Below are 17,236 nucleotides of genomic sequence, written 5' to 3'. Positions count from 1 at the left end.
CAAGCTTAGTTTTTGCAAAAGATCGTTATGATTGCCTCAAGCTTGAATATGTTGTCGTTATGACTAAGCAAGGGTGTGCCCATTTTCAGTGCGTGCACCATGCTGGTGAGAACGGTCCAGGGATGGCACTGCAGGAATTCTTCCTCCGGTGCCGTTTTTGTATCAGCGACCCATGTTCTGGCGGAAGTTGTTCCCGAAAAATGCATGTTTGATAGGGCAATCATGGATACATTCATCCAGCAGATCATTAACGGCTTGGTGTTGGGCAGCATGTATGCCTTAGTCGCCCTTGGTTACACAATGGTGTACGGCGTGTTGAACCTGATCAACTTCGCCCATGGCGACGTGCTCATGATCGGCGCCATGGTGGGCTTGAGCATCCTCAAGTTGCTGGGCATTTATGTGCCGGACTGGCCCGGCTATTTGAAACTGGCCACCGCCATCCTCGGCGCCATACCCATCTGTATTCTGGTCAACATCATCATCGAGCGGGTCGCCTATCGCCGCCTGCGCAACGCCCCCCGCCTCGCCCCCCTGATTACCGCCATCGGCGTCTCCATCCTGCTGCAAACCTTTGCCATGATGATCTGGACGCGCAATCCCTTGCCCTTTCCCCAATTGCTGTCGACCGACCCCATCAACATAGGCGGCGCCGTGATTTCGCAAACGCAAGTGCTGTTGCTGGCCCTGGCCGCGCTGTCGATGGGCGGCTTGGTGTTGCTGGTGGAAAGAACGAAAATGGGCCGCGCCATGCGCGCCACGGCGGAAAACCCCCGGGTGGCGGGACTCATGGGCGTCGATTCCGACAAGGTCATCGTCGCCACCTTCGCCATCGGCGCCGCGCTGGCGGCCGTGGCCGGCGTGATGTGGGGCGCCAACTATGCGTCCATCCAGTTCTCCATGGGTGCCATCCCGGGCTTGAAGGCCTTTTGCGCGGCCGTGCTGGGCGGCATCGGCAATATCTATGGTGCCATGCTGGGCGGTATCTTGCTGGGCATTATCGAGAGCCTGGGCGCCGGCTATATCGGCGACATCACGGGCGGCTTCCTGGGCAGCCACTACCAGGACATCTTTGCCTTCGTCGTGCTGATCATCGTGCTGACCCTGCGCCCGTCCGGCATCATGGGCGAACGCGTGGCCGACCGTGCCTGATGTGAAACTGGGAGATTAAATCATGGCACTACTCGATTTTGACGCGAAGAAAAATCCGACCAAAGCCTACGCCGGCATGCTGGGCCTGGCCGCGCTGCTGATGGTGTTCCCGTTCTTTGCCGCGCAGTTCGGCAACTCGTGGGTGCGCATTATCGACATGGCCTTGCTGTACATCATGCTGGCCCTGGGCCTGAACATCGTCGTCGGCTTTGCTGGCTTGCTCGACCTCGGCTACATCGCCTTCTACGCCGTAGGCGCCTACCTGACGGCCTTGCTGGCCTCGCCCCAGTTCGCCATCTTGCTCGAATCGGTGGTGAATCAATATCCGGTGCTGGGCGAAACTCTGGTGCAACTGATGGGGCCGGAAATCCGCGAAAACGGCATCCATTTGTCGATCTGGATCATCGTGCCCCTGGCCGCTTTTGTCGCCGGCCTGTTCGGTGCGCTGCTGGGTGCGCCCACCTTGAAATTGCGCGGCGACTACCTGGCCATCGTGACCCTGGGCTTTGGCGAGATCATCCGTATCTTCATGAACAATTTGAACGACCCGATCAATTTCACGAATGGGCCGCAAGGCATCAATTTGATCGACCCGATCCGCATCTTCGGCGTCAACCTGGCGGGCGAGGCCGGTACCAACAGCACCGTCGTGGTGGGCGGCTTTTCCATGCCCTCCGTGAACGCCTATTACTTTTTGTTCCTCTTTCTGTGCATCGCCGTCGTGTTCGTCACCAAGCGCCTGCAGCATTCGCGCCTGGGCCGCGCCTGGGTGGCCATCCGCGAAGACGAGATCGCCGCGAAAGCCATGGGCATCAATACGCGCAACGTCAAATTGCTGGCTTTTTCCATGGGCGCTTCGTTCGGCGGCGTGGCCGGCGCCATGTTTGCCTCGTTCCAGGGCTTTGTCTCGCCGGAATCGTTTTCGCTGACGGAATCGATCGCCGTGCTGGCCATGGTGGTGCTGGGCGGCATCGGCCACATCCCCGGCGTGATACTCGGTGGTGTGATTCTCGCTTCGATACCCGAAGTGCTGCGCCACGTGGTGGAACCGGCCCAGCAGGCGCTGTTCGGCCATGTGGTGATCGAAGCGGAAGTGCTGCGCCAGTTGCTGTACGGCCTGGCCATGGTCTTGATCATGCTCAACCGCCCCGCCGGCCTGTGGCCATCGCCGAAGCACGAAGACCGGCCCGACCACGACGTCGATCAGCCGAATAAATCCACCGGCGTCGTGTCCGCTTAAGGAGGGGAACGCACCATGAGCGAACAGATCATTCTCAATATTGCCGGCGTGAACAAGCGTTTTGGCGGCTTGCAGGCGCTCACCGATGTGGGCATTACCATCCGGCAAGGGCAGATCTACGGCTTGATCGGCCCGAACGGCGCCGGCAAGACCACCTTTTTCAATGTCATCACTGGCTTGTACCAGCCCGACACGGGCACCTTCGAGCTGGCCGGCAAGCCGTATTCGCCGTCCGCGCCGCACAAGGTGGCGAAGGCGGGCATTGCCCGCACCTTCCAGAACATCCGCCTGTTTGGCGACATGACGGCGCTGGAAAATGTCATGGTGGGGCGCCATGTGCGCTCGCACCAGGGTGTGTTCGGCGCCATCTTCCGCCACAAGGCGGCGCGCGAGGAAGAGGCGTCCATCCGCCAGCGGGCCATGGAATTGCTCGACTTCGTCGGCATCGCCCAGTTCGCCAACCGCACGGCGCGTTTTTTGTCGTATGGCGACCAGCGGCGCCTGGAAATTGCCCGCGCGCTGGCCACCGATCCGACTCTGCTGGCCCTCGATGAGCCGGCGGCCGGCATGAATGCGACGGAAAAGCTGGCCCTGCGCGAGTTGCTGGTGAAAATCAAGGCTGAAGGCAAGACCGTGCTGTTGATCGAGCACGACGTGAAACTGATGATGGGACTGTGCGACCGCATCACGGTGCTCGAATATGGCAAGCGCATCGCCGAAGGCTTGCCGGCCGAAATACAACAAAACCCGGCCGTCATCGAGGCTTATCTTGGGGGATCGCACGCATGAGTAATAATGTTCTCAAGATCGCGGGCCTGCATGTGGCCTACGGCGGCATCAAGGCCGTGAAAGGCATCGACCTGGAAGTCAACCAGGGCGAGCTGATCGCCCTGATCGGCGCGAATGGCGCCGGCAAGACAACGACCTTGAAAGCCATCACGGGCACCTTGCCAGATTGCAAAATTGAAGGCACGATCAGCTATATGGGCGAGTCGCTCAAAGGCACGAAATCATTTCACCTGGTGGAAAAGAAACTGGCCATGGTGCCGGAAGGACGGGGCGTGTTTACCCGCATGTCGATCCGGGAAAACCTCATGATGGGCGCCTACACGCGCACGGACAAGGCCGGTGTCGAGGCCGATATCGAGAAATGGTTCGACGTGTTTCCGCGTCTGAAGGAGAGGGCGGCGCAGATGGCCGGCACCCTGTCGGGCGGCGAACAGCAGATGCTGGCCATGGCGCGCGCGCTGATGAGCCATCCGAAGCTGTTGCTGCTCGATGAGCCATCGATGGGCTTGTCGCCCATCATGGTCGAGAAAATCTTCGAGGTGATCCGCAAGGTCTCGTCCGAAGGCATCACGATCTTGCTGGTCGAACAGAATGCGCGCCTTGCCCTGCAAGCGGCGCACCGCGGCTATGTGATGGATTCCGGCCTGGTTACCATGGGCGGCAACGCGGCCGCCATGCTCGACGACCCGCGCGTGAAGGCGGCGTATCTGGGGGAGTAAGAGCACCATAAAAAATGCCCCAGCTGGGCTGGGGCATAATGGCATCCGTCGGGGAAGTACGGGATGGATGCCTGGAGGAGCTGGTATTAAAGTAACCCCCAATAAATTATTGTGATTTCTGACTTCCATAACCGGCGCTCTGCGGCGTTACTCACTGCTAGCAGTGCTCGCACTGCGTCGCAGCGAGCGCCTTGCATAGCATCCGGTTCTGTTTGTCATAAATTCACACTCATTTCCCGAGGATTACTTAGCGGACCGCCGTAGCGGTCGCGCCAGAATTACTTGGCAGTGCGCGGAACGGCTTTTTCAGCCGCTTGCGTGAACTGGTTCACGGCCGATGTCAGGTTTGCTTCGATGGCTTCGACGGCTTGCTTGCTGGTTTTCGAGAATTGCTCGTAGCCTGCATTGGCGTTGCCGATGGCGCTTTTCAGGATGGCGACGGCGTTTTCCGAACCGGCTGGCGCGTTCTTGGTGACTTCTTCCACCAGGGACAGGACTTTGCGGTTGGTTTCAGCGATTTGCGATTCAGCAGCTTTGCTGAACTCGGCTTGCGTGCCGGACGTGATGGCAGCCAGGTGACGGCCATAAGCGATGGCTTTTTCGGCGCTAGGCTGGGCTTGAGCAGCGCTCAGCGAGAAGAATTCTTGTGGATCTTTTGCCGACAGCAATTGCTTGGCGGCGGCGGTCGATTCTTCCAGCGTTGCCTTGGCAGCGGTCAGGTTCAGTTCGACGATCTTTTCGATGCCTTCGAAGGCTTTGCCCGTCAGCGACGAGAACAGGGCGAATTGGGCTTCCAGGTTGGCTTTGGTAGCGGACGAAAATTGCTCAGGAATTGAAAACATATAAATCTCCAAAAAATCGAAATCTGGTTAATTTGATGCTGCGTGTACCGTTTGGGAAAGCAGGTGAATCTAAATTTTCAAGCTGAACAAGAATTGTGCAACGCAACAAACCCTATTCTACGGCGAAAAAAAACGAAGTCAAGCGATTCTTGTGCGATGCAACAATTGAATAGATTTACATCAAAAACCATTGTTTCTAAAGAGAAATATTTAATTTCTGTGTGTCAATGGTTTAACCCTAAACTGTTATTTCCCCGCCTTTCAGGACGGGTGCGGCGCAGCATGCTAGACTTTGTCTCCCGCACTGGCGTAGCGCCCCGGTGCCGACCCCGTTTCCCGAGTTGATACCATGTCCAATCTTCCCGCCGCGGCTGGCACCAGCGGCAAAGCTCCTTTTCTGACGACCCTGGCGCCGATGGTCTTGCCCGGCTTCTTCGTGTTGTTATGGAGCACAGGTTTTATTGTCGCCAAGTTCGGCCTGCCCTACGCGCCGCCGCTGACCTTCCTGCTGCTGCGCTTCCTGGGCGTGCTGGTGATCTTGCTGCCGCTGGTGCTGCTGTTGCGCGCGCCGTGGCCGGTGGGACAGTTCCGCCAGATCGCCGTGGCCGGCATCCTGATGCAGGCAGGCTACCTGGCTGGCGTCTGGTGCGCCATCAAGCTGGGCATGCCAGCCGGTTTGAGCGCATTGATCGTGGGCATGCAGCCCGTGCTGACGGCATGTGCCGCGCCCCTGATCGGCGAATCCGTGCGTCCGCGCCAGTGGCTGGGGCTGTTCTTTGGCTTGCTGGGCGTGGCCCTGGTCGTGTATGCCAAGATCAACCTCGTGGGCCTGACCGTGGAAAGCGTGCTGCTGTGCGTGTTTGCCTTGCTATCGATGACGGCCGGCACCATGTACCAAAAACGCCACTGTCCCCAATTCGACTTGCGCACCGGCACGGTGGTGCAGTTTGCCGCCTCCATCGTCGTGGTGTTGCCATTTGCCCTGTATTACGAAGGGCTGGACTTGCATTTCAGCAATGTGCAATGGACGGCGAATTTCATAGGCGCCTTGCTGTGGTCGGTACTCGTGCTATCCATCGGCGCCATCTTCCTGCTGTTCGCCCTGATCCGCCGTAGCGATGCCACGAAAGTGACGGGCTTGCTGTACCTGACGCCGCCCACGACGGCTGTGATGGCCTGGCTGATGTTTGGCGAAGCATTTAATATGCTGGGCATCGCCGGCATGCTGGTGGCCGTGGTCGGCGTCGTGTTTGTGGTCAAGAAATAGAGAGAGCGGGAGAGCAGGGCAGTGAGCAAGCAAGCATTTGAAACACCGTCGGCGCAGCAAGCCGTGGACACCGTCATCGTGTCGCGTCGTTCGATCCGCGCCTTCCTGCCCACGCCGGTGGCGCAGGACGATATTGCGCGTATCCTGGAAGTGGCGGCGCGCGCGCCTTCGGGCGCCAACATGCAGCCGTGGAAAGTGTACGTGCTGTCGGGCGAAGCGCGCCTGCGCCTGTCGCGCCGCATCCTCGCCGCCTATGCCGCACCCAAGGCGCCAGATGCGCCCGCGCGCACGGCGTCGTATATCTATTACCCGCGCCAGTGGACGGCGCCATTCATCGAGCGCCGCCGCAAGATCGGCCTGGACCTGTATCAGCTGCTGGGCCTGGAGCGGGGCGACACGGCCGGCATGGCGGCCCAGCATGGACGCAATTTCCAGTTTTTCGATGCGCCCGTCGGCCTGATCTTTACCATCGAACGGGTACTGGAACAGGGTTCCTGGCTCGATTACGGCATGTTCTTGCAAAACATCATGCTGGCGGCGCGCGCGCGGGGACTCGATACCTGCCCGCAAGCGGCCTTCATCCACTACCATGACATCATCCGCGAGGAACTGGGCGTGCCGGCCAGTGAAATGGTGGTGTGCGGCATGGCGCTCGGCTATGCCGACCCGGACAAGATCGAGAACCGCTTGAACACGGAACGCGAGCCGCTGGCCGGCTTTGTTAAATTCATGGATAAATAGCGATTTCCAGCGATCTGCACAAGCAATCGGTTGATTAAGGATGAGTTTGTTTGCTGATCGCCAACGATTTGTATTTCGTTGCTGCAATAAATACTGTCCCAACTGTTAAATAGGCTTGCGATTACTCTGCATTTCGCTACACTGCAATAAGGCAACAGCTTCACGGGGAATTATCGAATGGCTAAGTTTAAACTTGCGCTGGGTGTCCTGGCTTCCCTGCTGTTTGCGTTGGCGCCGGCTGCGGCCGTGCACGCCAAGGAAGCGAACGGCAAATCCTCAGCCTCCAAGAAACACAATACCAAGAAAGTCAAAGTCGTGTTGCGCAAGGGCGCGACGGCCGCGCCGCGCGACAGGACCGTGCGCCGGGTCGTCATGGTGCGCGGCAAACGCAAGGTCATCTATCAAAAAGTCAGCAGTGTGGCCGTACCCATGGCCGCCCCGATGCCCACCATGGGCGACCTGGCTGGCCTGAACCTTACGCGCGATCCGCTCGACCTCAAATCGAGCGTGGCGCTGGTGCTGGACCAGGCCAATTCGGAAGTGCTGTTTGAAAAGAATTCGAATGTCGCCCTGCCCATCGCCTCCATCACCAAGATGATGACGGGCCTGGTGGTGGTCGAAGCGCGCCAGGACATGGATGAAGTACTGACGATCATGGACGAGGACGTCGACCGCGCCAAGTTCAGCAGCTCACGCCTGAAAGTGGGCTCGCAATTGACGCGCGCGAATATGCTGCATATCGCCCTGATGAGCTCGGAAAACCGCGCCGCCTCGGCGCTGGGTCGCAATTATCCGGGCGGCTTGCCGGCCTTTGTCGACGCCATGAACAGCAAGGCGCGCCAGCTGGGCATGCTCGATACGCATTACGTCGATTCCAGCGGTTTGTCGAAGATGAACGTGGCCAGCGCGCGCGACCTGGGCAAGCTGGCCATGGCCGCCTTCCGCCATCCATTGCTGCGCGAGTACTCGACGGACCCGAAAGCCATCGTCGAAGCCAGCGGCCAGCCCATGCAGTTTGGCAATACGAATCACCTGGTGGCCAACCCGGGCTGGGAAATCGGCTTGCAAAAGACGGGTTTCATCAATGAGGCGGGACGTTGTCTGATGATGCAGGCCGTCATCGAAGGACGGGCAGTGATCATGGTCTTCCTCGATTCCAAGGGAAAACAGTCGCGCACGGCCGATGCGGGACGCATGCGCAAATGGCTGGAAGCTTTGAAGCCGGCAAACATGAGTCTGCCCGGCGGCTAAAAATGTCCATGGCGGCGTTGACCGGGGTCTGACCCGTCGGGTCAGACCCCAGCTTTAGTCCTGAGGAATGAAACCCAAGGTGACGGAAATCTGGTTCGCCGTCTCCACCAGATCCCCCAGCCACTCATCTTGCAGGCGGTCGGCTGGCGCCGAGATCGACAGGCCGGCGATCAGCTTGCCCGAGTCGTCGCGGATGCCGGCGGCCATGCAGCGTACGCCCAGTTCCAGCTCTTCATTGTCGCGCGCATAGCCGCGTTCGCGCACCAGGCTCAGCTCGCGCTCGAGTTTTTGCAGATCCGTGATGGAATTCTTGTTGTGTCCGGCCAAGCCCGTGCGCGTGGCATACGCGCGGATGGCTTTCGGCTCGTCCACGGAGAGGAACAGCTTGCCGGTCGAGGTCAGGTGCAGCGGGCCGCGGCCACCGATGGCGCGCACCACTTGCATGCCCGAGCGCTCGGAAAAGGCGCGGTCGATGTAGACGATCTCGTCACCCTGGCGCACGGACAGGTTGATGGTTTGCTGGGTTTTCTTGTGCAACTGGCGCATGAAGTCCAGCGCCGCTTCGCGCACGCTGAGGCGGCTTTTCACCACATTGCCCAGTTCCAGCAGGCGCATGCCCAGGCGGTACGTGCCCGGTTCGATGCGGTCGACAAAGCGCGTCAGCACCATGTCGTTGAGGATGCGGTGCGCCGTCGAGGGGTGCAGGCCGGAAACTTTTGACAATTCCTTCAGGCTGACCGGGTCGGAATATTTGGCCAGGGCATCGAGCAGGGCAACCATGCGTTCGATCACCTGGATCGTCGTCTTCGGGGCAGCGACCGGTTCAATTTTCATGATGGATTTGGTGCAATGCAGTATTCATGCTTCTTTATACCATGATGTGAAAAAATAGTGAAATGTTCCGAGATATTCAGCGAATAAATTGTCACAATTCTCATGTTGGCCGTCATAATTGATGGCTGGACGTACTTTGAACCATGGAAAACTATGCAACCTGTCAATGAATTCAAGAGCAAGAGCGGCTTGAAACGGATTTTTTCCGCCTTTTTCTATTCGCTCGACGGCTTGAAGGCGGCCTGGCGCCATGAACATGCGTTCCGCCAGGAACTCGGCTTGTTCGTCGTCGGCACGCTGATCGCCTTGCTGCTGCGCATCTCGGCCTTTGAAAAACTGGTGCTGATCGGCGTGCTGCTGCTGGTCTTGATCGTCGAATTGATCAATTCCGCGCTGGAAGCCGTGGTCGACCGCATCTCGCTCGAGCTTCATCCGCTGTCGAAAAACGCCAAGGACTTCGGCAGCGCCGCCGTGCTGCTGACGTGCATCCTGGCCTTTGCCACCTGGGCAGTTGTCCTGTTCAACCGTTTTTATTAACTGCTAAATCCCCGTTGCGCGTCGCCCATATGCGAAAATCGCATATCAAACGGCGAAACGCTTCGTTCTCTTTGCGGCCATAGCGCCGTAATCTGGTGGCTCTGAAAGTTCAACCACACGGGGATCTTAGATGCTGTCGAAAAAAATCATCATTGCCGCCGCCCTCAGCGCGTTTGCCCTTCTGCAAACGGCGCAGGCTGCCGATATCACCCTGCTCAACGTGTCGTATGACCCGACGCGCGAGCTGTACCAGGATGTGAACACGGCATTTGCCAAGGAGTGGAAAGGCAAGACGGGCGACAACGTCAAGATCAAGCAATCGCACGGCGGTTCCGGCAAGCAGGCGCGCGCCGTCATCGACGGCCTGGAAGCGGACGTGGTCACGTTGGCGCTGGCCTACGACATCGATGCGCTGGCCGAGCACAAGCTGCTGGCCACCGACTGGCAAAAACGCTTGACGCACAACAGCTCGCCATACACATCGACCATCGTGTTCCTGGTGCGCAAGGGCAATCCGAAAGGCATCAAGGATTGGAATGACTTGATCAAGCCGGGCGTGTCCGTCATCACGCCGAATCCGAAAACTTCGGGCGGCGCCCGCTGGAACCATCTGGCCGCCTGGGGCTACGCCTTGCGCCAGCCGGGCGGCAACGAAGCCAAGGCCAGGGATTTCCTCGGCAAACTGTATAAAAACGTGCCCGTGCTCGATTCCGGCGCGCGCGGCGCCACCACCACCTTCGTTGAACGCGGCATCGGCGACGTGCTGATCGCCTGGGAAAACGAGGCCTACCTGGCCGTCAAGGAACTGGGCCCGACCAAGTTCGACATCATCACCCCGTCCGTCAGCATCCTGGCCGAGCCGCCCGTGGCCGTTGTGGACAAATTTGCCGACAAGCACGGCACGCGCAAGGTGGCCGAGGCTTACCTGAACTACCTGTACACGGACGAAGCGCAAGACATCATCGCCAAGAATTACTACCGTCCCGCAACGGACAAGGCGGCGAAGAAATACGCGTCGCAGTTCGCCAAGGTCAAGCTGTTTACCATCGAGCAAGTGGCGGGCGGCTGGACTGCGGCCCAAAAGGCGCACTTTGCCGACGGCGGCATCTTCGACCAGATTTATCAACCGAAATAATCAGTCATGGCAGGCGCGAGCCTGCCTGTGCTGATTTTTTAAGGATCCATCATGGCGCTGCGCAGTTTTTCCGATTACCGGGTACTGATCGTGCCGGGTTTGCATAACAGCGGCCCCGAGCATTGGCAGAGCCGCTGGCAGCGCCTGTATCCGCAATTTGAGCGGGTCGAGCAGGATGACTGGAACGCACCCGACCTGGCCACCTGGTCGGCGCGCCTGGATCAGGTGCGGCGGCAGGATGCGCGCCCCACCCTGATCGTCGCCCACAGCTTCGGCTGCCTGACGACGGCGCACAGCCTGGCCCGCGACCCGCAGGGCGTGGCCGGCGTGCTGCTGGTGGGGCCGGCCGACCCGGACAAGTTTGGCGTGGCGCAGGCCTTGCCGCAAAAGCGCTTGCCTTGCCCCGGCATCCTGATCGCCAGCCAGACGGCCCCGTGGATGACGGCCGAGCACGCGGCGCAGTGGGCACGGCGCTGGAATTGCAAGTATATTGATGGCGGTGCGCTGGGCCATATCAATGCCGAGTCGTGCCTTGGCGACTGGGTCTATGGCCAGGCGCAACTGCAAACACTGTTTGATCTGGCGCAAGGCGACAAACGCCACCGTCAGGCAGCCTGATTCGACGAACATTCCGCCACACAACCTCTCAAGGAGATCACGATGACTTTACGCCTGGGCGATGTCGCCCCTGATTTTGAACAAGACAGCTCGATCGGTACGCTCAAGTTCCACGAGTGGGCTGGCGATTCCTGGGTGGTGCTGTTTTCCCACCCGGCCGACTTTACCCCCGTGTGCACGACGGAACTGGGCCTGACGGCCAAGCTCAAGCCGGAATTCGACAAGCGCAACGTAAAGGCCATCGCCCTGTCGGTGGACGCGGCGGAGTCGCACAAGAGCTGGATCAAGGATATCGAAGAGACGCAAAACACGGTGGTGGGCTTCCCCATCATCGCCGACGTCGACAAGAAAGTGTCGGTGCTGTACGACATGATCCACCCGGAGCAATCCGTCACGGCCACCGTGCGCTCCGTCTTCATCATCGACCCGAACAAGAAAGTACGGCTGATCCTCACGTATCCGCTCAGTACGGGCCGCAACTTCAATGAAATCCTGCGCGTCATCGATGCCCTGCAACTGACGGACGGCTACACGGTCGCCACGCCCGGCAACTGGCAAGATGGCGACGACGTCATCATTCCATTGACCGTGCAAGACGCGGATGTGATCAAGCAGAAGTATCCGAAGGGCTTTACGGCCGCGAAACCATATCTCCGGTTGACGCCGCAGCCAAACAAGTAATTCCGGGGTCAGACCCGTCGGGTCTGACCCCAGCATTTGTCTCGGGTATAAATATGTCTAAGAAGCAAAAACGCACCTGTCCGGTGCGTTTTTTTCGTCCGCCGATTCTGCTGCAAGTATGCAAAATCCGTCTAAGCAAATGAGAAATGGTTAGTTCTTTTTATAACGTTTACATGTGATTATTGCTGCCTATAACTCAAAAATGTAATAAGAAGGAGTTTCTATGTCTGCAGCATCAGCAGCACCGCTCAAGGCGCGCGGAGCGCCGTTTCGGGTCATGCCGGGGTTTAAGCTGTCACTGGGCTTCACGCTCTTTTACCTGGCCTTGATCGTCCTCATTCCGCTCTCGTCGGTGTTCCTGAAAACCTTCACCATGACATGGGACGCCTTCTTCAGCGCCGTCACGTCCGAGCGCGTGATGGCGTCGTACCGGCTGACGTTTGGCGCCTCGCTGATCGCGGCACTGCTGAACGTGGTGTTTGGCGGCATCCTGGCCTGGGTGCTGGTGCGCTATAAATTCCCCGGCAAGCGCATCATCGACGCACTGGTCGACTTGCCGTTCGCCTTGCCGACGGCCGTGGCCGGCATCACCCTGACGGCTTTGTACTCGTCGAACGGCTGGTTTGGCCAGTTCATCGAAGGCGTGCTGGGCATCAAGGTGGCGTTCACGCCGCTGGGCGTGGTGGTGGCGCTGACCTTCATCGGCTTGCCCTTCGTCGTGCGCACCGTGCAACCGGTGCTGGAAGACGCGGAAAAGGAACTCGAAGAGGCGGCCGCCAGCCTGGGCGCCAATTCCCTGCAAACATTCATCCGCGTCATCTTCCCCACGATTCTGCCGTCGCTGCTGACGGGCTTTGCGCTGGCCTTTGCCCGCGCCACGGGCGAGTACGGTTCCGTGATCTTTATCGCCGGCAACATGCCGATGGTGTCGGAAATCACGCCGCTGTTCATTATTACCAAGCTGGAGCAATACGATTACGCGGGCGCCACGGCCATCGCCGTGGTGATGCTGGTGGTGTCCTTCCTGCTGCTGTTGACGATTAACCTGCTGCAAGCATGGACGCGCGGAAAGGCGAAAAAATCATGAGTACGAATACGACTGCCGCCGCTGGCGTGGACAATGCGCGGCCGACAGCGCGCCGTTTTGAGCCGAATGTCGGCCCCGTCGTGCTGGAACCCTTGTGGGTGCGCACGGTATTGATCAGCATCGCCTTGCTGTTTCTGACGGCGTTCCTGATCGTGCCCCTGGTGGCCGTGTTTGCCGAAGCGTTCAAGAAGGGCTGGGAAGCGTATATCGCCGCCATCATCGATCCGGATGCGATTTCCGCCATCAAGCTGACCCTGATCACGGCGGCCATCGCCGTGCCGCTGAACCTGGTGTTCGGCGTGGCCGCGTCCTGGTGCATCGCCAAGTTCGAGTTTCGCGGCAAGAGCATCTTGCTGACCCTGATCGACTTGCCGTTTTCCGTCTCGCCCGTTATTTCCGGCCTGATCTATGTGCTGATGTTCGGCGCCCAGGGCTGGTTCGGACCGTGGCTGCAGGAACACGACATCAAGATCCTGTTTGCCGTGCCCGGCATCGTGCTGGCCACCATCTTCATTACCTTCCCCTTCGTCGCGCGCGAACTGATCCCGCTGATGCAGTCGCAGGGCAGCGAAGAGGAAGAGGCCGCACTCGTGCTGGGCGCCTCGGGCTGGAACACGTTCCGCCGCGTGACTTTGCCAAATATCAAGTGGGGCTTGCTGTACGGCGTGATTCTGTGTAATGCCCGCGCCATGGGCGAGTTCGGCGCTGTTTCGGTCGTCTCCGGCCATATCCGCGGCGAAACGAACACCATGCCGCTGCAAGTGGAGATTTTGTACAACGAATACAACTTTGCCGCCGCGTTTGCCGTCGCCTCGCTGCTGGCTTTGCTGGCGCTGGTGACCCTGGCCTTGAAAGCTTTCATTGAGTGGCGTTTGAACGAGAGCGACGCCGACGATTCCGCCTTACGTTCTACGGAGCACTGATATGACCATCGCAGTTAACAACATCCACAAGCGCTTCGGCGATTTCGTCGCCCTCGACAATATCTCGCTGGACTTTCCCGCCGGCGAATTGACGGCCCTGCTGGGCCCGTCCGGTTGCGGCAAGACCACCTTGCTGCGCATCATCGCCGGCCTGGAACATCCGGACAGCGGCCAGGTACTTCTGGACGCGCAAGACGCGTCGAACCGCCACGTGCGCGAGCGCCAAGTCGGCTTCGTGTTTCAACACTATGCGCTGTTCAAGCACATGACGGTGTTCGAGAACGTGGCGTTTGGCTTGCGCGTGAAGTCGCGCAGCGAGCGCCCGTCGGAAGACCAGATCCGCCGCAAAGTGAAAGATTTGCTGGAACTGGTGCAGCTGGACTGGCTGGCCGACCGCTATCCGCCGCAGCTGTCGGGCGGACAACGCCAGCGCATCGCCCTGGCACGCGCGCTGGCCGTCGAACCGCGCGTGCTGCTGCTCGACGAGCCGTTCGGCGCTTTGGATGCCAAGGTGCGCAAGGAATTGCGCCGCTGGCTGCGCCGCCTGCATGACGACTTGCACGTCACCAGTATTTTTGTCACGCATGACCAGGAAGAAGCGCTGGAAGTGGCGGACCAGGTGGTGCTGATGAACAAGGGCACTGTCGAGCAACTCGGTTCTCCTGAACAAGTTTACAACCACCCGGCGTCGCCGTTTGTGTACGGCTTCCTCGGCAACGTCAACCTGTTCCATGGCCGCGTGCATGACGGTGTGATGGCGACCGGTGACGCCAGCTTCGAGGTGCCCGATTACGCGGGCGTGAGCGACAGCAAGGGCACGGCCTATGTGCGTCCGCACGACCTGGAAATCGACCGCTATACGCAGGGCGCCGAAGGCATCGTCGTGAAACTGAGCCGCGCGCATGCGATCGGCCCGCTGGCCCAACTGGACTTGCAGCGCGTCGATAACAGCGAACTGATCGAAGCGGTGATGTCGAACGAGCGCTTTACCCATCTGCAGCTGAAAGAGGGCGAGACGTTAGTTGTGCGCCCGAAACGCCTCCACGTGTTCGTTGAACCGACAAGAACCTAAAGGCTGAAAATATATGAACTTTCAACAACTGCGCTCGATCCGCGAAGCGGCCCGCCGCGGCTATAACCTGACGGAAGTGGCGAACGCCCTGTTCACGTCGCAGCCGGGCGTGAGCCGGCAGATCCGCGAACTCGAGGACGAGCTGGGCGTGGTCATTTTCGAGCGCAACGGCAAGCGATTGACCGGCTTGACGGAGCCGGGCAAGGGCATTTTGAAAATCGTCGACCGCCTCTTGATCGAGGCGGAAAACCTGCAACAGGCCAGCCTGGAATACAGCGGCCAGACCAGCGGCACCTTGTCGGTGGCGGCCACGCACACGCAGGCGCGCTATGCGCTGCCGAAAGTGGTGCAGGGTTTTCGCGCCGCTTTCCCCGACGTGCGGATTGCGCTACAACAAAGCGCGCCCGAGCACATCGCGGAATGGGTGTTGTCGGGCAAGACCGATATCGGCATCGCCACGGAAGGCTTGAGCCAGTTCCCCGACCTGGTGTCGTTCCCATGCTACCGCTGGAGCCATCTGATCGTCGTGCCGGACGGCCATCCGCTGCTCGAGCATTCGCCGATCCGCCTGGAAGACCTGGCGAAATACCCGTTGATCACCTACGACAAGGGGTTCACGGGAAGGGGCCATATCGACGACGCGTTCGCCAAGGCGGGCGTGGCCACCGACATCATCCTGACGGCCATGGATTCGGACGTCATCAAGCAATACGTGGCGCTGGGTCTGGGCGTGGGCATCGTCGCCTCGATGGCCTTCGACCATGGCCGCGACAAGGGACTGCGGGCGGTGGAAGCGTCGCATCTGTTTGCTTCCAACACGACGCGCCTGGCCGTGCGCCGCGGCGCCTACCTGCGCGCCTACGCCTACGAGTTCATCCTGCAACTGGCGCCGGATCTGACGCGCGAAGACATCGACCGCGCCATGGCGGGAGAGGAAGCCCTCTAGGCGATGGCTGCCCTTTGCGCGCGCGTCAGGCTGGCCACGGCGCGCGCGTAGCTATCCTGCACCAGTTCCGCCAGGTAATCGCTGGGGAAGCGCGCCACGTCGACGATGGTGACCCAGTGAAAGCGCCCCATGTAGCGGGCCGGTTTCACGCCCGGCATGTCCGTCAGCTCGATAAAGCGCTCCGGGCTGACCCGCAGGCTGAAGCGCCATTGTTCCGGCATGCTGGTCTTGAAATACGCAAATTTTTTGGTTCATCGCGGTTGATGGGGAAAGACCGGCTTGACGTTTTTTGCTGGGAGGGGGTGGCGGCAAGGGTTTTGAATTGGTAAATTGATTGTCGCCAAACAAACCAATTACCTTACCACTCTCGCCGCCATGCTCAATGCTATGTCTTCTCTTCCATTTTGGGAAGGGCATATTGTCGATTCCGTCGTCGAACAGGACGACGAATCGCTGCTGATCGTTCTCAACGCCTGCCCCACTGCCGACGCGCTTTGCGGTAGCTGCCGGCAGCCTTGTGCTCTAGTTCATGAGCGGCGTTGGCGACGCATCCGGGATCGGGATATTTTGGATCGACGGGTTTGGTTGAAGGTGCCAATCCGGCGCTTGGACTGCCATCATTGCGATGCCCGGGTGACAGAGCATATCTGCTGGCTGGACCGGCGCTCGCGGGTGACTCACCGCGTCCGGGTCTGGGTGGAGGCGCTGGCACAGCTTATCCCCATCAAGCACGTGTCCCAACTGACAGGCCTTCACTGGCACACCATCAAGGCCATTGACCTACAGCGCTTAGCACACCTGCACGGCCAGTTCGCCGCTGGCGACGTGCGGCGCCTCGTCATGGATGAATTCGCTTTGCACAAAGGCCATCGTTATGCCACGGTCGTTCTCGATGCCCAGCGCATGCGTGTGCTCTGGGTTGGTGAAGGCAATAGTCGGGCCGCCATCCGTCCGTTTTTCGAGGCGTTGGGCGCAGAAGGCTGCGCCCGAATCGAGGCTGTGGCGATGGATATGAACACGGCGATGGATCTCGAAGTGCGTGCGCAATGCCCCAATGCCGAAGTCGTCTACGATCTTTTCCATGTCGTTGCGCGCTTTGGCCGTGAGGTCGTCGACCGGGTGCGTGTCGACCAGGCAAACGCGCTGCGCGACGATTCCAAAGCACGCCAAGTCATCAAGCGTAGCCGTTGGCTTCTGCTGCGCAATCGCGACAACCTTGAGGACGACCGTGCTATCAAACTTGACGAACTGCTCGCGGCCAACGCCCCGCTGTCGACGGTCTACTTGAGGTGTACTGTCAATAGCGGACACTCTTGTTTCAAGCCACCCGTGGCTGTTTGCTGAATTTCTCAGCGAACAACGCGGGCGGAACATTGCCAAGGCGCGAATGGCGTCGCTGGCG

17 protein-coding genes and 2 pseudogenes are annotated in these 17,236 nt (G+C 59.7%); 16 read left to right on the top strand and 3 right to left on the bottom strand.

The features are described 5' to 3' along the window. The first annotated feature begins 222 nt into the window (after positions 1 to 222). The 4 genes from ACQ4WL_RS04480 to ACQ4WL_RS04465 are packed head-to-tail and all read left to right on the top strand — an operon-like array spanning position 223 to position 3,900. Complete coding sequence (locus tag ACQ4WL_RS04480) at positions 223 to 1,152, top strand: branched-chain amino acid ABC transporter permease (RefSeq protein WP_436508377.1); 930 nt, start codon at positions 223 to 225, stop codon at positions 1,150 to 1,152. Between the two features lie 22 nt (positions 1,153 to 1,174). Continuing rightward, positions 1,175 to 2,392, top strand: coding sequence for an ABC transporter permease subunit (locus tag ACQ4WL_RS04475; protein ID WP_436508376.1), 1,218 nt, complete (start codon positions 1,175 to 1,177; stop codon positions 2,390 to 2,392). 15 nt (positions 2,393 to 2,407) lie between these two features. Next, positions 2,408 to 3,181, top strand: coding sequence for an ABC transporter ATP-binding protein (locus ACQ4WL_RS04470; RefSeq protein ID WP_436508374.1), 774 nt, complete (start codon positions 2,408 to 2,410; stop codon positions 3,179 to 3,181). Then, positions 3,178 to 3,900 (top strand): ABC transporter ATP-binding protein, encoded by a 723-nt coding sequence (locus ACQ4WL_RS04465; protein ID WP_436508373.1) that lies wholly within the window; start codon positions 3,178 to 3,180, stop codon positions 3,898 to 3,900. Before ACQ4WL_RS04470 ends, ACQ4WL_RS04465 begins: the two co-directional genes overlap by 4 nt. Positions 3,901 to 4,178: 278 nt before the next feature. Here ACQ4WL_RS04465 and ACQ4WL_RS04460 read toward each other — a convergent pair whose 3' ends face one another. Next, positions 4,179 to 4,742, bottom strand: a complete 564-nt coding sequence (locus ACQ4WL_RS04460) for a phasin family protein (RefSeq protein WP_230520744.1) — start codon at positions 4,740 to 4,742, stop codon at positions 4,179 to 4,181. A gap of 349 nt (positions 4,743 to 5,091) precedes the next feature. Here ACQ4WL_RS04460 and ACQ4WL_RS04455 point away from each other — a divergent pair, with 349 nt between their 5' ends. The 3 genes from ACQ4WL_RS04455 to ACQ4WL_RS04445 all read left to right on the top strand — a co-directional run bounded on the left by ACQ4WL_RS04455 (position 5,092) and on the right by ACQ4WL_RS04445 (position 8,001). Further along, positions 5,092 to 6,009, top strand: coding sequence for a DMT family transporter (locus tag ACQ4WL_RS04455; protein WP_436508372.1), 918 nt, complete (start codon positions 5,092 to 5,094; stop codon positions 6,007 to 6,009). A gap of 21 nt (positions 6,010 to 6,030) precedes the next feature. After that, entirely contained in the window at positions 6,031 to 6,750 is a 720-nt protein-coding gene (locus tag ACQ4WL_RS04450; protein WP_436508371.1) for a nitroreductase, read from the top strand. Between the two features lie 177 nt (positions 6,751 to 6,927). After that, complete coding sequence (locus ACQ4WL_RS04445) at positions 6,928 to 8,001, top strand: serine hydrolase (protein WP_436508370.1); 1,074 nt, start codon at positions 6,928 to 6,930, stop codon at positions 7,999 to 8,001. Positions 8,002 to 8,055: 54 nt separating this feature from the next. Here ACQ4WL_RS04445 and ACQ4WL_RS04440 read toward each other — a convergent pair whose 3' ends face one another. After that, positions 8,056 to 8,835 carry an IclR family transcriptional regulator gene (locus tag ACQ4WL_RS04440; protein ID WP_096237566.1) on the bottom strand — a complete coding sequence of 260 codons (780 nt, stop codon included), beginning with the start codon at positions 8,833 to 8,835 and terminating at the stop codon, positions 8,056 to 8,058. 153 nt (positions 8,836 to 8,988) lie between these two features. On the opposite strand from ACQ4WL_RS04440, the gene ACQ4WL_RS04435 reads away from it, so the two are divergent. The 8 genes from ACQ4WL_RS04435 (at position 8,989) to ACQ4WL_RS04400 (ending at position 15,834) form a co-directional block, all read left to right on the top strand. Next, positions 8,989 to 9,372 (top strand): diacylglycerol kinase, encoded by a 384-nt coding sequence (locus ACQ4WL_RS04435; protein WP_099762427.1) that lies wholly within the window; start codon positions 8,989 to 8,991, stop codon positions 9,370 to 9,372. A 130-nt stretch (positions 9,373 to 9,502) separates the two neighbouring features. Then, positions 9,503 to 10,507, top strand: coding sequence for a sulfate ABC transporter substrate-binding protein (locus tag ACQ4WL_RS04430; protein WP_436508369.1), 1,005 nt, complete (start codon positions 9,503 to 9,505; stop codon positions 10,505 to 10,507). 51 nt (positions 10,508 to 10,558) lie between these two features. Beyond that, positions 10,559 to 11,125, top strand: a complete 567-nt coding sequence (locus ACQ4WL_RS04425) for an RBBP9/YdeN family alpha/beta hydrolase (protein WP_436508368.1) — start codon at positions 10,559 to 10,561, stop codon at positions 11,123 to 11,125. Between the two features lie 42 nt (positions 11,126 to 11,167). After that, the gene (locus tag ACQ4WL_RS04420; protein ID WP_436508366.1) at positions 11,168 to 11,806 is read left to right on the top strand and encodes a peroxiredoxin; all 639 of its coding nucleotides are present in this window, start codon (positions 11,168 to 11,170) and stop codon (positions 11,804 to 11,806) included. 277 nt (positions 11,807 to 12,083) lie between these two features. Next, positions 12,084 to 12,893, top strand: coding sequence for a sulfate ABC transporter permease subunit CysT (gene cysT, locus ACQ4WL_RS04415; RefSeq protein WP_070224513.1), 810 nt, complete (start codon positions 12,084 to 12,086; stop codon positions 12,891 to 12,893). Beyond that, positions 12,890 to 13,816 carry a sulfate ABC transporter permease subunit CysW gene (cysW, locus tag ACQ4WL_RS04410; protein WP_436508365.1) on the top strand — a complete coding sequence of 309 codons (927 nt, stop codon included), beginning with the start codon at positions 12,890 to 12,892 and terminating at the stop codon, positions 13,814 to 13,816. Before cysT ends, cysW begins: the two co-directional genes overlap by 4 nt. Position 13,817: 1 nt before the next feature. Continuing rightward, the gene (locus tag ACQ4WL_RS04405) at positions 13,818 to 14,888 is read left to right on the top strand and encodes a sulfate/molybdate ABC transporter ATP-binding protein (protein ID WP_436508364.1); all 1,071 of its coding nucleotides are present in this window, start codon (positions 13,818 to 13,820) and stop codon (positions 14,886 to 14,888) included. Positions 14,889 to 14,901: 13 nt separating this feature from the next. Then, the gene (locus ACQ4WL_RS04400) at positions 14,902 to 15,834 is read left to right on the top strand and encodes a CysB family HTH-type transcriptional regulator (protein WP_436508363.1); all 933 of its coding nucleotides are present in this window, start codon (positions 14,902 to 14,904) and stop codon (positions 15,832 to 15,834) included. Here the strand turns inward: ACQ4WL_RS04400 and ACQ4WL_RS04395 are convergent. Then, a pseudogene (locus tag ACQ4WL_RS04395) lies at positions 15,831 to 16,070 on the bottom strand (MmcQ/YjbR family DNA-binding protein); the annotation flags it as partial. The gene ACQ4WL_RS04400 and the pseudogene ACQ4WL_RS04395 sit on opposite strands and share 4 nt — an antisense overlap. A gap of 151 nt (positions 16,071 to 16,221) precedes the next feature. On the opposite strand from ACQ4WL_RS04395, the pseudogene ACQ4WL_RS04390 reads away from it, so the two are divergent. Beyond that, a pseudogene (locus tag ACQ4WL_RS04390) lies at positions 16,222 to 17,121 on the top strand (ISL3 family transposase); the annotation flags it as partial. Between the last annotated feature and the right edge of the window lie 115 nt (positions 17,122 to 17,236).

It is taken from the genome of Janthinobacterium kochi, from assembly GCF_051380715.1.
Classification (GTDB): domain Bacteria; phylum Pseudomonadota; class Gammaproteobacteria; order Burkholderiales; family Burkholderiaceae_D; genus Janthinobacterium.
Note: the sequence above shows the minus strand (reverse complement) of the source record. Positions and strands in the feature narration are given on the sequence as shown.